The sequence below is a fragment of the Streptomyces sp. NPDC048248 genome (assembly GCF_043201875.1).
Taxonomy (GTDB): Bacteria; Actinomycetota; Actinomycetes; order Streptomycetales; family Streptomycetaceae; genus Streptomyces.
Genome location: NZ_JBICZL010000005.1, coordinates 1 through 15098 on the forward strand (window position 1 = coordinate 1; position 15098 = coordinate 15098).

The 15098-nt window shown below is 70.7% G+C and carries 12 protein-coding genes and 1 pseudogene; 1 reads left to right on the forward strand and 12 read right to left on the reverse strand.

All coding sequences use genetic code 11. The features are described 5' to 3' along the window. From ACGFZW_RS11430 to ACGFZW_RS11445, 4 genes and pseudogenes are all read right to left on the reverse strand, one after another. Positions 1-416: pseudogene (locus ACGFZW_RS11430) on the reverse strand (hypothetical protein); the annotation flags it as partial. Positions 417-780: 364 nt separating this feature from the next. Next, on the reverse strand, positions 781-1908 hold the full coding sequence (locus ACGFZW_RS11435) for a CapA family protein (protein WP_393892860.1): 1128 nt from the start codon (positions 1906-1908) through the stop codon (positions 781-783). Positions 1909-2050: 142 nt separating this feature from the next. Next, positions 2051-3130, reverse strand: coding sequence for a hypothetical protein (locus tag ACGFZW_RS11440; protein WP_393892861.1), 1080 nt, complete (start codon positions 3128-3130; stop codon positions 2051-2053). Between the two features lie 211 nt (positions 3131-3341). Then, positions 3342-4175 carry a class I SAM-dependent methyltransferase gene (locus ACGFZW_RS11445; protein ID WP_393892862.1) on the reverse strand — a complete coding sequence of 278 codons (834 nt, stop codon included), beginning with the start codon at positions 4173-4175 and terminating at the stop codon, positions 3342-3344. A 68-nt stretch (positions 4176-4243) separates the two neighbouring features. Between ACGFZW_RS11445 and ACGFZW_RS11450 the strand changes: the two genes are divergently transcribed. Then, the gene (locus tag ACGFZW_RS11450; protein ID WP_393892863.1) at positions 4244-6169 is read left to right on the forward strand and encodes a S9 family peptidase; all 1926 of its coding nucleotides are present in this window, start codon (positions 4244-4246) and stop codon (positions 6167-6169) included. Between the two features lie 384 nt (positions 6170-6553). On the opposite strand, the gene ACGFZW_RS11455 is transcribed toward ACGFZW_RS11450, so the two are convergent. The 8 genes from ACGFZW_RS11455 to ACGFZW_RS11490 form a co-directional block, all read right to left on the reverse strand. Further along, positions 6554-7402, reverse strand: a complete 849-nt coding sequence (locus ACGFZW_RS11455) for an SURF1 family protein (protein ID WP_393892864.1) — start codon at positions 7400-7402, stop codon at positions 6554-6556. An 89-nt stretch (positions 7403-7491) separates the two neighbouring features. Further along, on the reverse strand, positions 7492-9030 hold the full coding sequence (locus ACGFZW_RS11460) for a hypothetical protein (protein ID WP_393892865.1): 1539 nt from the start codon (positions 9028-9030) through the stop codon (positions 7492-7494). Between the two features lie 152 nt (positions 9031-9182). Further along, positions 9183-9758 (reverse strand): SigE family RNA polymerase sigma factor, encoded by a 576-nt coding sequence (locus tag ACGFZW_RS11465; protein ID WP_393892866.1) that lies wholly within the window; start codon positions 9756-9758, stop codon positions 9183-9185. Between the two features lie 459 nt (positions 9759-10217). Further along, positions 10218-11333 (reverse strand): aspartate-semialdehyde dehydrogenase, encoded by a 1116-nt coding sequence (locus ACGFZW_RS11470; RefSeq protein ID WP_393892867.1) that lies wholly within the window; start codon positions 11331-11333, stop codon positions 10218-10220. Next, on the reverse strand, positions 11330-12601 hold the full coding sequence (locus ACGFZW_RS11475) for an aspartate kinase (RefSeq protein WP_393893260.1): 1272 nt from the start codon (positions 12599-12601) through the stop codon (positions 11330-11332). The genes ACGFZW_RS11470 and ACGFZW_RS11475 overlap by 4 nt, the downstream gene beginning before the upstream one ends. Before the next feature lie 530 nt (positions 12602-13131). Then, positions 13132-13791, reverse strand: coding sequence for a DUF5063 domain-containing protein (locus tag ACGFZW_RS11480; protein ID WP_393892868.1), 660 nt, complete (start codon positions 13789-13791; stop codon positions 13132-13134). Then, a complete protein-coding gene (gene recR / locus ACGFZW_RS11485) occupies positions 13784-14383 on the reverse strand; it encodes a recombination mediator RecR (protein ID WP_006604196.1) in 600 nt (199 codons plus the stop codon). Before recR ends, ACGFZW_RS11480 begins: the two co-directional genes overlap by 8 nt. Positions 14384-14434: 51 nt before the next feature. After that, the gene (locus ACGFZW_RS11490; RefSeq protein ID WP_393892869.1) at positions 14435-14794 is read right to left on the reverse strand and encodes a YbaB/EbfC family nucleoid-associated protein; all 360 of its coding nucleotides are present in this window, start codon (positions 14792-14794) and stop codon (positions 14435-14437) included. Between the last annotated feature and the right edge of the window lie 304 nt (positions 14795-15098).

Genomic DNA, 15098 nt, shown 5'->3' on the forward strand with positions numbered 1-15098 from the left:
GCCGACGCATCGATGTTCCGCGTCACGAACGGCAGACTCCGCGTCCTGCGCACCAGCACCGCCACCGCCTGACACACGAAATGCGTCCCGTAGAAGAGAAGGAACGCGATCAGTATCAGGGCCTGGCCGGGCAGGAGATCGAGGATGCCGGCCCGGAGAAGTCCGACCAGCGTCAGCATGTCCCGCAGAAGCTGCCGCGTCGTCACCTCCACCGCGATCTTGTCGCGGGGCACGGTGACCCCGTCCACCTGTTCCTGCCGGTAGAGATCGACCGCCAGGCCCGCCACCGCCGTGCAGACCAGCAACGGGATGTGCGGAAGCAGCGCCGCGAAGGACTGGGTGACGAACAGCGCCGGGAGCAACAGCGGGGCTGCACGCTGCGCGGCTCGGTGCAGAGCGGATCCGGCGGACGACACGTGGCGGGCTCCAAGCGGGAGACGTCGGGTGGGGTCGGGGAACCACACCGGGCGAGGGACACGGCGGGAATGCGATACGGCATGAGCCGGCAGAACCAAGGTGACGCGGATGAAGCGGGATATTACTGGCTTCCACTGTGGGCCGCGCCGTGCCTGCACGAATGGCCCGGCGCACACCACGAATCCTCGCCCACGGTCCCGGTCGGCAGGTCCTCTTTCCACAGCCGGAACACACCGGTCGGAAAAGTTCGGACGGGCTGGGGATCAGGCCGCGAAGCCGTCGGGAACGGTGATGAACCGCGCGCCGGACGGCCACTCGCCGACCCCAGCCGGCGGCTCCCGCACCCCGCAACACGAAGCTGCGCTACGCGGACGCGTCCCCCGACCACTCCCGCACGGTGAGTGTGCCGCCGCTCCCCATGTCGACGCGGGCGTGGAAGTCGCGACTGATGCGGTCCAGGACCGCCCCCAGCCATGCGGAGTCCTCGCCCGAGGCATGCCGTAGCCGCATCCGCCGGGCCTGCAGCGGGACGATCCGCACCTCGCGGAGCCGCCCCGTGGCCGGCTCCACGGAGACCAGATACAGCGGCCGCAAGTCGTCCCGGTAGTGCTCGTAACCGGTGATGCCCTCGTAGTCGTCGATGAAGTCCCCGCACCCGTGGAGCACGGGTTTCCCCCGGTAGATCTCCAGGGGGCGCGCGTGGTGCGAGGAGTGCCCGTGCACCACGTCCACCCCGCCGTCGATCAGGGCATGTGCGAAGCGAACCTGGTCGCGGGAGACGTCGTAGCCCCAATTGGAACCCCAGTGGACGGAGGCCACCACGACATCGCCCGGACGCTTCACCCGGCGTACCCGGCCGACCACCTCGGCCGCGGCGCTCTGCGACGGCTCGGGAACGACATCGATACCTCCCCGCGCCCCCGTCGCGGCCCACTCCCGCGGAACCCCACTGGACGGCATCCCGAACGAGAACACCACGACCCGGCCGCCCTCGACGGGAACGATCGCCGAGCGTCGCGCCTCCTCAACGTCCGCGCCCGCCCCTGCCGTCCGCAACCCCGCGCCCGCCAGGGTGCCGAGCGTTTCCTCCAGGCCGCGGGGACCGAAGTCGAGGACGTGATTGTTGGCCAGGGCGCAGACGTCGGGACGGGCGACCGACAGAGCGGGGACGTTCGCGGGGTTCATGCGGTAATGGACTTCCTTGCCTGAGGCGAAGTCGTCGTTCTGCGTGACGCTGGTCTCCAGGTTGATCACGCGGACGTCCGGCGCGGACGCGTCCAGCACCTGCAGCGCGTCTCCCCACGGCCAGGAGAAGTCCGCCGGACGGGGAACGACCCCGTTCGCCGCCTCCACCAGCTCGACGTACGCCCGGGCGTCCCGGATGTAGCCCTCCCGCAATGCCGGGTCGCCGGGATACGGGAGGATCTGGTCGACGCCGCGGCCGAGCATCACATCGCCGCAGAGGAACATCGTGACCGCGTCACTGCCCACTCCTCCAGATTACGGCTGGAGGCCCGGCCGGTCGGGGACGGGCGGCCGCCTCCTCGGTGGACCCGGCCGCTCCCCCTCGCGACGCGAACGGCCCGGGCCCCTCAGGGGACCCGGGCCGCGGGCGGTACGCCGTTGCGCCTTGCTACTTGGCTGCGTCGGTCTTCACGTGCCAGGTGACCGGCTGCCCGCCCTCACCGTGGCCCTGGAAGACGACGGCCACCGGGGGCTCACCCTTGGCAAGCATGTGGATGGAGCACTCGGTCACGGTCGCGCCGGGCTTGACCATGTCGTTGGGGGTGGCCTCCGGGCACTGGCTCACCCCGGGGCCGCCGATGTCGATCAGCACCATCTTCCGCGACTCCTGGCCGGCGGCGGTCCGCAGCACCACGCCGTCGTTCATGCTCGGAAGCAGGTCGTGCTTTCCGGTGTTCTTGTACTGCATCGTCACGTAGTACGGGATGAGCTTCTTCTCGTCCGCGTCCAGGTCGAACCGGCTGAGATCGGCGATCGACCCCGCGCGCACGCCCTTGGGCGTGACGTACAGGGACACGGGGCGCTTGTCACTGTCCTCCGTGACGGAGTCCGCGGACTTGCCCGCGGGCAGAATCCCGGTGGCCCCGCCCTCCTTGCCGCCGCCGACCTGCCACAGCAGCGTCTCGCTCTCCGAGTCCTTGTAGGAGACGGTCGCCGGCTGCTGGTCCTTGCCCAGCATGAAGATCTGGCAGACGGCCGTGGTCGCACCGGCCGCCAGCTTCTCCGCACCGCTCTCGCGGCACGTGGCAGGCAGCCCCGAGCCGGTGGCCAGCGGATTGCTCTGGAAGAGCGAGATCTGCTCGGCCGGCCGTCCGTCCGCCCCGTTGACCGAGAAGTTCCTCGCCGGGTCCACCCCGCTCACCGTGCTCTTGCCGGTGTTGGTGTAGGAGAAGGTGAGGTAGTACGGCACCATCCCCTTCAGGTCGTCGTCCAGCTTGATGTGCACGAGGTCGGACTCCGCGCCACGGGCCAGCCGCGTGGGCGTGATCCGCAGGGGATGGACCTTGTCGTCGGTCCCCGTCCAGGTCGCCGGGTGAGGAGCGACCTTCATCGGCAGCGGCTTGGCGGCGGCCACGGCAGCGGAAGCGGCCGGCGACGCCTTCTTCTGGGCCGAGCCCGCACATCCCACCGCCAGCAGCAGGATCGCGCTCATGCCCGCGGCACCGGCCAGACGTCTGCGCATCCGCATGGAAACCCCCGTGATTCTCTGCCGCGTGAGCCTCCACCCGGCAGTTGTCAGCGGCACCCGCCGAGCGGACGCCGGTCGGCCCTTCCGGCCGGAACGGTCGGAAGAGTAGCCGCCCCGGAGTACGTCGTGGGCGGCGGCCCCCGGACGATCGGCCGCGGGACCGCGCCGCTGTCCGCCCGTGTCCGGTCAGGGACACACCGGCCGTCCGCCTTCAGCGCAGCCTCGTCGCCTTCAGCGAGTACATCAGCGGGATGCGGGGGCGGTCGGCGGGGAGGCGGTAGTAGCCGTCGCCTGCACGGCGCAGCGCGGCGAAGCGCTGGAACATCGTCATGTCGTGTTCGTGCAGGAACTCGATGTGCAGACCGGCGCCGGCCAGGGCCGAGACGACATCGCCGAGCGGGTGCTGCCATTCGACGCTGCGGTTGTTGACCGTGGGCGCGTCGAAGTCCGTGTAGGTGCCGGGGGTTTCGTCCACCCAGGCGTCCCGGTTGAAGTAGTCGTACGTGACGCGCGAGGCGGTTTCGTCGTCCAGGACATCGCTCAGCGGGTGGAACTCGGCGAGGTAGAGGAAGCCACCGGGAGCGACGAGTGAGGCGGCGGTCTCGGCCCAGCGGACCAGATCCGGGAGCCAGTTCAGAGCCCCTATACCGGTGTAGACGATGTCGTAGGACGAGTCGGGGACCGCTTCGGCGGCGTCGTAGACGTCCGCGGCGACGAACGACGCACGGTCGGGGCCGTAGCCGAGTTCGGCGGCCAGCTCCCGCGCGGCTTCGATGGCCGGTTCCGAGAAGTCCAGGCCCACGACCTGTGGCGCGCCGCGGTGCGCCCAGGACAGCGTGTCCTGCCCGAAGTGGCACTGGAGGTGGAGGAGGGTGCGGCCGGTGACATCGCCGACCTCCGCGATCTCGAAATCGCGGATCACGTCCCGGGCCCGGCAGAAGGCGGCCCGGTCGTAATAGTCGCTCGCGGTGTGGAGGGGGACCCGCTCGTCCCACCTCGCGCGGTTGGTCTCGCGCCAGTCGTCGGGGCCGTTGGGACTTCGCATGCGGCGAAGTTATCCACAGCCTGATGGCCGCGCCAACGCTTTTGCGGCGCACGGCGCAGAATGGGCCCATGACTGACGAGACCCAAGGCACTGACCAGGCAAACGATCCGCAGCACCGCCCTGCCCCCGCCGCTTCCGCCCAGCCGGCCGACGCCGCCGGCACGACCGCCTCCACCGAGGCCGTGCCGGATTGGGAGAAGAGGTTCCGCGCGCCGCGGATCGGCTTGCCGGACTGGGCGGAGGACGCTCCGGACCGTTCCTTGTTCGTCTCGAACGCCACCGGCACCTTCGAGCTCTATGCCTGGGACCGCGCGACGGGTCGGCAGCGGCAGGCCACGGACCGTCCGAACGGCACCACGGACGGCACCCTCTCCCCTGACGGCGAGTGGATCTGGTGGTTCTCCGACACCGACGGCGACGAGTTCGGCGTCTGGATGCGGCAGCCGTTCGCGGGCGGCGCGGACGAACCGGCCGCCCCGGGGCTGGCCGCCGCCTATCCGGCGGGGCTGGCGATCGGCCGGGACGGCACCGCGGTCGTCGGACGCTCCACGGACGACGAGGGCTCGACGGTCCATGTCGTACCGCCGGGGCAGCCGGCCGTGGAGATCTACCGCCACCGCGAGTCCGCGGGCGTCGGAGACCTCTCGCACGACGGCTCGCTGATCGCGATCGAGCACACCGAGCACGGCGACGCGATGCACTCCGCGATCCGCGTCGTGCGGGCGGACGGTTCGACCGTCGCGGAGCTGGACGACACCAACGGCGGGACCGAGGAGCTGGGCCTGTCGGTGATGGGCTTCGCGCCGGTGGACGGCGACGCCCGGCTGTTGGTGGGGCACCAGCGGCGGGGCCGCTGGGAGCCGATGATCTGGGATCCGGTGACGGGCGTGGAGACGCCCCTGGAGATCGACCTGCCCGGCGATGTGGGCGCCGACTGGTATCCGGACGGTTCGGCGCTGCTGGTGGAGCACGAGTACCACGCCCGCAGCGAGCTGTGGCGCTATGAGCTGGGTGCGCCGGGCCGCGGCGCCGGCGCGGCGGCTGCCGAGGGCCGGGCGCTGACGCGGGTCGAGACCCCCGCGGGCACCGTGTCCGGTGCCACCGCCCGGCCCGACGGCACGGTGGAGTTCCTGTGGTCCTCGGCGGCGCAGCCCCCCGAGGTGCGCTCGACGAGCGGCAAGGTCGTGCTGGACCCGCCCGGCATGAAGGCGCCCGGGTCGGTTCCGGTGACCGATGCCTGGGTGGAGGGTCCCGGCGGCCGTATCCACGCGCTGGTGCAAAAGCCCGAGGGCGCCGGGCCTTTCCCCACGGTGTTCGACATCCACGGCGGCCCGACCTGGCACGACAGCGACGCGTTCGCCTCGTCGCCGGCTGCGTGGGTCGACCACGGCTTCGCGGTCGTCCGCGTCAACTACCGCGGCTCGACCGGCTACGGCCGCGCCTGGACGGATGCGCTGAAGCACCGCGTCGGGCTGATCGAGCTGGAGGACATCGCCGCGGTCCGCGAGTGGGCGGTGGAGTCCGGGCTGGCCGATCCGGAGCGACTGGTGCTCGCGGGCGGGTCGTGGGGCGGCTATCTGACGCTGCTGGGGCTGGGCATGCAGCCGGAGGCGTGGGCGGTGGGCCTGGCGGCGGTGCCCGTCGCGGACTACGTCACGGCCTACAACGACGAGATGGAAGCCCTCAAGGCGATGGACCGGACGCTGCTGGGCGGGACGCCGGAGGAGGTGCCGGAGCGCTTCGAGGCATCGTCACCGCTGACGTATGTGGACGCGGTGCGGGCCCCGGTCTACATCTCCGCCGGGGTCAACGATCCGCGCTGCCCCATTCAGCAGGTGGAGAACTACGTCCAGCGGCTGGAGCAGCGTGGCCACCCGCACGAGGTCTACCGCTACGACGCCGGGCACGGCTCGCTCGTCGTGGAGGAGCGCATCAAGCAGGTGCGCCTGGAGCTCGACTTCGCGCGGCGGTACGTGGGCGACACGGCGAGGTGAGGGGGGAGCTGCGGGTGCAGTGATGTGCCGGGGGGCGAGCGAAAGGTGGAGCAGGTGACGGGCTGACCGGAAGGTTCTGGGCCGTGTCCGCGAACGCGGTCAGCGTGCCGCCTGGGCCTGCACGCAAGGCGGGACTCCGCGGACCGGCCCAGGCGTGTCCGCAAAGTTCCGCGTGGCCCACGACGCCCTACGGGCGGGGTCCGCGGCGTCCGGTGCACTGCGCTCGTTGCACTCGCTCCGTCTCGGCTCGGAGTCGCCTTCGGAGGCCGAGCGCGACCGCAAGGCGGAGGGTCGTCCTCGTAGTGGGTCCACGTGGGCGATCCCGACAACGCAGCGAGCGTGCGTGCCAGACGTCGCGGACCAGGCGGGACTCTGCGGACCGCCCTAGGACCCGGCAGAGGCGGCGGGGGCGTGTGCGGGCTCCTGCTCCGCGCCCGCGTCCCCTTCCGGCAGGATGCCCAGCGCCGCGTCCTTGGCGGTCTCGGCCTCCCGGCGGAAGAGCCGGAACCACATGAAGACGACGAAGCCCGCGAAGACGAACCACTCACCGGTGTAGCCGAGGTTCTGGAAGGCCTTCAGGTCCAGCCCGCTGCCCTCCACGGCCACCGGCGGGACGGCGCGCAGCGGTGCCTGGGCGTCCGCGAGCGTGATCCACGCGTCGTAGACCTCGTACGGCACGATATTGACCAGCGACGCCGCGCTGATCATGCCGAGCTGTCCGCGCGGCAGGCCGCCGTCGGCCCGCACACCATCGGTCCCCTGGTGCTCGGACGCCTGGAGCGCCCCGGTCACGGTGACCTCGCCCTTCGGCGGCGCGGGCACCTTGGACGTATCGGGCTTGGTGTCCGCGTCGCCGGGAAGCCAGCCGCGTACGACCGGGAGGGCCTTGCCGCTGTCGGTGCGCAGCATGGTCAGGACGTAGAAGCCCTGCTGCCGGCCCTGCTTGTCCTCCAAGGTGCGGTCGGGGACGAGCAGTTGGTGGCCGGTGTCGTAGCGACCACGGGTGCTTGCCTGCCGGCCGGAGGTGACCTTGTCCACCGGCAGCAGGTCGTCCAGGGGACGCGCGGCCGCTGCCTTGGCGTCGGCGGAGCGGTTCTCCTGCTGGTGGTGGGTGTCGACCCGGCCCTCGAAGCGGCTCAGCTGCCAGCTGCCCATGAAGATGCAGAAGGGGATCGCCAGTACGGCGAAGACGTTGATCCCCCACCACCGCGGGGTCAGCAGGAACCGGTACACACCACCAAGGTACGGGGCCCGCGCGGAGGGGCCGCACCGCCCCCTCCGCGCGGGCGGCCCCGTCCGTGAGGACCAGGGCGGCCCGATCGCTACTCCGCCGCCAGCGCCTCGGTGCGGTAGACCGTCCCGGCGCACGCCTCCGGGATCTTGGTGTCGGCCGCCGCGGGCTCACCGGCCTCCGGCGTATGGCTGAGCACGACCGCGCCGGTCGCGCTCCCACCGTCGCCGGTCCCGTCGTCCCCGCCCGCCTGGCCACCGTCACCCGTTGCCGACGTCGAGCTCTCCGGCGAGCCCCCCGGACCGCCGGAGGGGTCGGGCGTCGGCGACGGCCCCGGGTTGACGCATCCCGTCGTGCCGCCGCCGCCCTCGGGGATCCAGGCGAACTTGACCTCGTAGGCCTCGCCCGGCTTGAGAACCAGCTGGTCAGGGGTGGTGGCCGGATCGGGCAGGCCGGTCGCGGCGTCGCCCGAGGTGTGGTCGACCACATGGATGTTGTCGGGGTTGGTGGAGCCCTGCGCGATCAGGCCGACGGTGCCGCCACCCTCGACCGAGCAGGCGGTGCCGGAGGTGTTGACCACCCGGAAGGCGCCGTAGACACGGCCCTCGGAGTCCGCCGGGCCGGCCGAACCGGTGCCCTGGCCGAGCTGTTCGCGGCCGCAGAGCGGCGACGTGACGTCCATCGTCTCGTCCGGTGCGGGAGCGCCGGCGCCTCCACCCTGGCCGGCGCCGGTCCCCTCCGCCGCCTTGCCCTTGCCCCCCTGCTTGTCCTCGCCGGCCTTCCTGCCGTCCTTACCGTTCGGCTGCGAGCCGGCCTGCTCGGTGCCCTCGCCGTGCGCACCGCCGGTGCTGCCCTGGGTCTGCCGGCTGCTCGCGGCGTTGGCGGGGCGGTCCTCGGAGCCGTCCTGGGAAGTGGCGACATGGATCATGGCGGGGATCGCGGTGCCACCGAGCAGCAGCGCGGCGGCAGCGCCCACGACGACGTGCCGGCGACGCTGTCGGCGGGCCGGCACGGCGCGCCGAAGCTGTTCCAGGGCATCCGGCGCCGGCTGCAGGTCGCCTACCCGGGAGTGCAGCAGTCGTCTCAGCTCGTCCTCGCCGCCGAGACCGCCGCCGGTCTGCGGACCGGCGCCTCTCCCACCGCCGAAGCCTCCGCGGTCGCGGCCCGCGTGGTCCCGGCCCGGGCCATCGGCACCCGCTCCGGCCACGGCAGCCGGCCCGCCGTCGCGGTCGACGGCGCGGCTGTCGGTGTCACGATGGCCGAGGTCACGACTTCCCGGATCACGAGTGCCGAAGTCGCCGCGGTCGACATCCCTGCTGTGGACCTCACCGTGGTCGACGTCGCCGAGGTCACCGCCCCGGGAATTCCCAACACCGTGCCCCGCGACACCACTTGCCGCGCCGGCGCCCCGGCTCCCGGCCTCGCCGGCCCCGGCGTTGCGTGCCTCGCCTCCGACAGCGATGTCCTCACCCGCTCCGGCGGCCCGCCGCCCGCCCTCCGGATCCGGCGTGCCGCCCTGGCCGGCATGCGCCTCCCGTGCGAGGTAGAGCCCACGCGCCTCACCGCGCGATCCCGTCGCCCGCGCACTCCCCGGGCCGCTCACGCCGCCCGGTCCGAGCCTCTTCCTCACACCACGTGCCTCACGAGCTTCCCGGGCCTGCTGAGCCTCGGGGGCCCCGCCGGTTCCGCGTACCGCATGAAGCCCTCGGCTCCCTCGCGGAGCGAACGAATCACCGCGTCGGAACGGATCGTGCGGGTCGTACGGGCCGAACGTCTTGCCACTCATGCTGGAGCCTCCATCGCGACGCGGAGCGCCGCGATGCCACGCGACCCGTACGCCTTGACCGAGCCGAGCGATATGCCCAGCGTCTCGGCGACCTGCGCCTCGGTCATGTCGGCGAAATAGCGCAGCACCAGCACTTCGCGCTGCCTGCGCTGCAACCCGCGCATCGCCTTGATCAGTTGGTCCCGCTCCAGCAGGTCGTACGCGCCTTCCTCGGCGCTCGCCATGTCGGGCATCGGCTTGGACAGCAGCTTCAGCCCGAGGATGCGGCGGCGCAGCGCGGAGCGCGAGAGGTTGACGACCGTCTGCCGGAGATAGGCGAGGGTCTTCTCCGGGTCGCGCACCCGTCCGCGGGCGGAGTGCACGCGGATGAACGCTTCCTGGACGACGTCCTCGCACGAGGCGGTGTCATCCAGGAGCAGCGCGGCGAGACCGAGGAGGGAACGGTAGTGCGCGCGGTAGGTCTCGGTCAGATGGTCGACTGTTGTGCCCGCTGCCATCGCGTCGTCAGTGTCCCCACGCTGAGAAGGAAGCTGCGCGGGGCCCGCGGTGGGCCAGGGGGCGATCACTGGCATGCCCCCGGACACACGAGAGCGCGGCGGGCGCACTGCTGCGCCTGCTGTCCCCCCTGGGGCGATGGTGAAACCGAGTACCTCTGCCACGCCTGTTGGACACGCTTCCCCCCACAAGGGTTGTACGCGCAAGACACCGTCTTCGACGATGCGTCAAATGCCCTCATGCGTACCAGCTCTTCCTCAATGCACCATTTATCCCGACGCATTCACCCCGTCGCCGGGGGCCCCACAAAGGCCCGCGGACGCACCGGACCACCTATGGAGGGGCGGCCACAAAGACGCTCCCCGGCCAACTGCCGGTTGCAGTACGGCGGGGAGCGAATGGTCGAACAGATCGTCAGCCCAGATCAAGCGCTTTGGGCCAACAATGCGCTCACAGGATCTTCACACGGTGCACAAAGTATCTCCTACGCGGCCCGGCCCGCGACGGCCAATCCCGCCAAGTCGCCCGCGGAAGCGCTATCCGCGCAGCTCGCCGGCCACCAACTCGCCGATCTGCGCCGTGTTCAGCGCCGCGCCCTTGCGCAGGTTGTCCCCGCACACGAACAGCTCCAGCGCCCGCGCATCGTCCAGCGACCGCCGGACCCGCCCGACCCAGGTCGGGTCCGTACCGACGACATCGGAAGGAGTGGGGTACTCACCTTCGGCCGGGTCGTCGCTGAGCACCACACCGGGCGCCGCGGCGAGAATCTCGTGCGCGCCTGCGACGGTGACCTCGTTCTCGAACCGCGCGTGCACGGCGAGCGAGTGGGTGGTGATGACCGGCACCCGTACGCAGGTGACGCTGACCGGCAGGTCCGGCAGCCCGAGGATCTTGCGGGACTCGTTACGGACCTTGAGTTCCTCGGAGGACCAGCCGTCCTCCTGGAGCGAGCCGGCCCACGGCACGACGTTGAGCGCTATCGGGTCCGGGAACGGCCCCAGCGTGTCGCCGACGGCCCGCCGCACATCGCCCGGCTTGGTGCCCAGGTCCGTGCCGGTCACCGCGGAGAGCTGCGCCCGCAGCGTGTCCACGCCGGCCTTCCCCGCGCCCGATACGGCTTGGTAGGAGGAGACGACCAGCCCGCTCAGGCCGTACTCGGCGTGCAGCGCGCCGAGCGCCACGATCATCGAGAGGGTCGTGCAGTTCGGGTTGGCGATGATCCCGCGGGGGCGCAGCCGCGCCGCGTGCGCGTTCACCTCGGGCACGACGAGGGGCACGTCCGGATCCATCCGGAACGAGCCCGAATTGTCCACGACCACCGCGCCCTTGGACACCGCGACCGGTGCCCACTGCGCGGAGACCTCGTCCGGGACATCGAACATCGCGACGTCGATGCCGTCGAAGGCATCCTCGGCGAGTGCGATGACCTCGGTCTCCTCGCCCCGCACGGTCAGCTTGCGGCCGGCCGAGCGGGGAGAGGCGATCAGCCGGATCTCGCCCCAGATGTCGGCCCGCTCGGACAGGATGCCGAGCAGGACCGAGCCGACGGCACCGGTGGCACCGACGACGGCGAGATGCGGCTTACGGGCCGTACGGGCGTCCGCCCCCGCGATGACGGCGTGGGACGGACGGCCCGCCTCGGCCGGAATCATCGTCCGGTGCCGCCATAGACCACGGCCTCGTCGGTCTCACTGTCGAGACCGAAGGCGGTGTGGACGGCCTGCACGGCCTCGTTGACGTCATCGGCGCGGGTGACGACCGAGATGCGGATCTCGGAGGTCGAGATGAGCTCGATGTTCACACCCGCGTTGGACAGCGCCTCGAAGAACGTCGCCGTGACACCGGGGTTGGTCTTCATACCGGCGCCGACCAGCGAGATCTTGGCGATCTGGTCGTCGTAGCGCAGCGAGTCGAAACCGACCGCCGCACGGGTCTTCTCCAGGGCGGCGACGGCCTTGCGGCCCTCCGCCTTCGGGAGGGTGAACGAGATGTCGGTCAGGCCCGTGGACGCGGCCGACACGTTCTGGACGACCATGTCGATGTTGACCTCGGAGTCCGCGATCGCACGGAAGATGCGCGCGGCCTCGCCCGGCTTGTCCGGAACTCCGACGACCGTGACCTTCGCCTCGGAGGTGTCGTGTGCGACGCCCGAGATGATCGCCTGCTCCATCGGCTGGTCCCCTTGCGGTTCGTTGCTGACCCACGTGCCCTTGAGCCCCGAGAAGGAGGAGCGGACGTGGATCGGGATGTTGTATCGACGTGCGTACTCGACGCAACGGTGCAGCAGCACCTTGGAGCCGGAACTGGCCAGCTCCAGCATGTCCTCGAAGGAGATCCAGTCGATCTTCCGGGCCTTCTTCACGACCCGCGGGTCAGCGGTGAAGACACCGTCGACATCGGTGTAGATCTCACAGACATCGGCGTTCAGGGCGGCCGCCAGCGCGACGGCGGTCGTGTCCGACCCGCCCCGCCCCAGCGTCGTGATGTCCTTCTTGTCCTGGGACACACCCTGGAAGCCGGCGACGATGGCGATGTTGCCCTCGTCGACCGAGGTCTTGATGCGGCCCGGCGTGACATCGATGATCCGTGCCTTGTTGTGCACGGAATCGGTGATGACGCCGGCCTGGCTACCGGTGAAGGACTGCGCCTCATGACCGAGGTTTTTGATCGCCATCGCCAGCAGGGCCATGGAGATCCGCTCTCCGGCGGTCAGCAGCATGTCGAACTCGCGCCCCGACGGAATCGGGGACACTTCCTGAGCGAGATCGATCAGCTCGTCCGTCGTGTCGCCCATCGCCGAAACCACTACGACAACCTGGTTGCCGTTCTTCTTGGCTTCGACGACTCGCTTGGCAACGCGCTTGATGCCCTCGGCATCCGCAACGGATGAGCCGCCGTACTTCTGCACGACAAGGCCCACGTGCGCTCCTCGCAACTGTCTCATCGGGAGTTTCCTCCCGGACCCCCGGAAATGGGGGTACTGCGGTCGGCTCAGTCTACCGAGCAAGCGGAACCCGCCCCGCGAATACCACATCCTGAGACACGAAACTCATCGCTCGATCGCTGATTTCTCAGCCACCGGGCGCGATGATCGCCATGCCCCAGGGGCGGGATTCGCGCGGCGCACCGTTGCGCCTGCCCGGCGAGCACATGCCCGCTCCGGGCAGGAACACACGGAAACGTAACCCAGCTCACATGTGCCCGTAACGCAGGTCACACGCCATGCGACACGCCGCAGTCGAGTCGGCGGACCATCCGAACGCCCGGCACGGGACGCCGGCCTCCCTGCCCGGGCCGCCGCGAGTCCGGGCTCGCGCCGCCGGAACTCCGGACCCATCGGGCCCTTCCTGGCAACGCCTGCCCGAGGACCCCCGCCCTATGCAGCGCGTCGGACCGCCGTGCGCCGGACCGCCGGGCTCCCTGCCCCTTGGGCCGACCCCCGGCCGCGGCTCACACCCGCCGCAGCCCCAGCGGTCCCGCGATCTCCGCCGCCATGACCTTGCCGGCCTCCTCCGCGAGCCGGTCCTCGCCACCGTCGTCGCTGTCCGTGTCCAGACCGTTCAGCTCGTCAAGCGGCTGGTCGAGGCGTACGTGGGCGACCAGCGACTGCAGCGCGCGCAGTGCGGCCGAGGCGGTCGGGCCCCAATTGGAGAGGTAGGAGAACTGCCACCACCAGAGAGCCTCGCTGACCCGGCCCGCGCGGTAGTGCGCCAGTCCGTGCCGGAGGTCGGTGACGATGTCGGCGAGGTCGTCGGAGACCCGGCAGGGCACCGGCTCGCTGCGCGGCACGTAGGGGTCGAAGACCTCGGAATACACATCCACCGGGTCGAGCAGCGTGGCGAACCGCTCCCGCAGATCGTCGACGTCCGGCTCCGGGCCGCTGTCCGGCTCGTACCGCTCGTCGGGAACGATGTCCTCGTGGGCACCCAGCCGGCCGCCCGTGAGCAGCAGCTGGGAGATCTCCAGCAACAGGAACGGCACCGCGCTGTCCGGCTCGTCGCCCTTGGCGACCTCCGTCACCGCGACGATGAAGCTCTCGATCGAGTCGGAGATCGATACGGCGAAATCATCCGGGTTCTGCGTCGCGTTGTGCAGCGTGGCATCAGACATCGAGAAGTCTCCTCCCTTCGAAGGCCCGCCCGAGCGTGACCTCGTCCGCATACTCCAGGTCGCCTCCGACCGGCAGTCCGCTGGCCAGTCGCGTCACTCTCAGCCCCATGGGTTTGATCATGCGGGCCAGATAGGTGGCCGTGGCCTCGCCCTCCAGATTCGGGTCGGTGGCCAGGATCAGCTCGGTGACGGTGCCGTCCGCGAGCCTGGCCAGCAGTTCCCTGATCCGCAGGTCGTCGGGTCCGACGCCCTCGATCGGGCTGATCGCCCCACCGAGTACGTGGTAGCGACCGCGGAACTCACGCGTCCGCTCGATCGCCACGACGTCCTTGGGCTCTTCCACGACACAGATGACCGCCGGATCGCGCCGCGGGTCCAGGCAGACCCGGCACTGCTCCTCCTGTGCGACGTTGCCGCACACGCTGCAGAACCGGACCTTCGCCTTGACCTCCATCAACGCGTTGGCAAGCCGGCGGACATCGGTCGGCTCGGCCTGAAGAATGTGAAAGGCGATCCGCTGCGCGCTCTTGGGACCGACGCCGGGCAGCCTGCCCAGCTCGTCGATCAGATCCTGAACCACGCCTTCATACACGGAACGTCTTCTCTCTCTTCTGCCGTACTGCGTACGCTAGTTGGCTACTCCTCAGAAGGGGAGACCGGGGATTCCACTACCGCCGCCCAGACCCTGGGCGAGCGGGCCGAGCTTTTGCTGCTGAAGCTGCTGGGCACTCGCGTTCGCGTCGCGGACAGCGGCGAGGACGAGGTCGGCGATGGTCTCGGCGTTCTCCTCGGCCGAGCCGGCCTCGGGGTCGACCGCCTTGGGGTCGATGACCAGGCCCTGCAGTTCACCTGAGCCGGTCACCGTCGCCTTGACCAGACCGCCACCCGCGGAGCCCTCGACGGGCGTCTCCGCGAGCTCCTGCTGGGCGGCCGCGAGATCCTCCTGCATCTTCTGGGCCTGCTGGAGCAGCTGCTGCATATTGGGCTGACCACCGGGGATCACGACGTGACTCCTGCCATACGACAACTATTTGATGCGGTAGCCCGAGCCTACGTGTTTCAGGGGCGGCGCGCCCTACGCCGTACGGAGGAGCACGGATGTACGCCCGATCCGCCTGCCGCCCCCGTGACACCGCCGATCCGCGGCAATCCGGGCGTACGGGGCGAGGCCACCGAAGAGTGACCCGGGACGGGCGGATCCATGGGTGGCATGTTCATGGCTTGCAGCCTGGTCGTCGGCCCGCTCAGCTCCGTGGGCACCGCGGACCGGCGGCGCACTCAGGTCCCTGACCGCCGAGCCCGCCCGT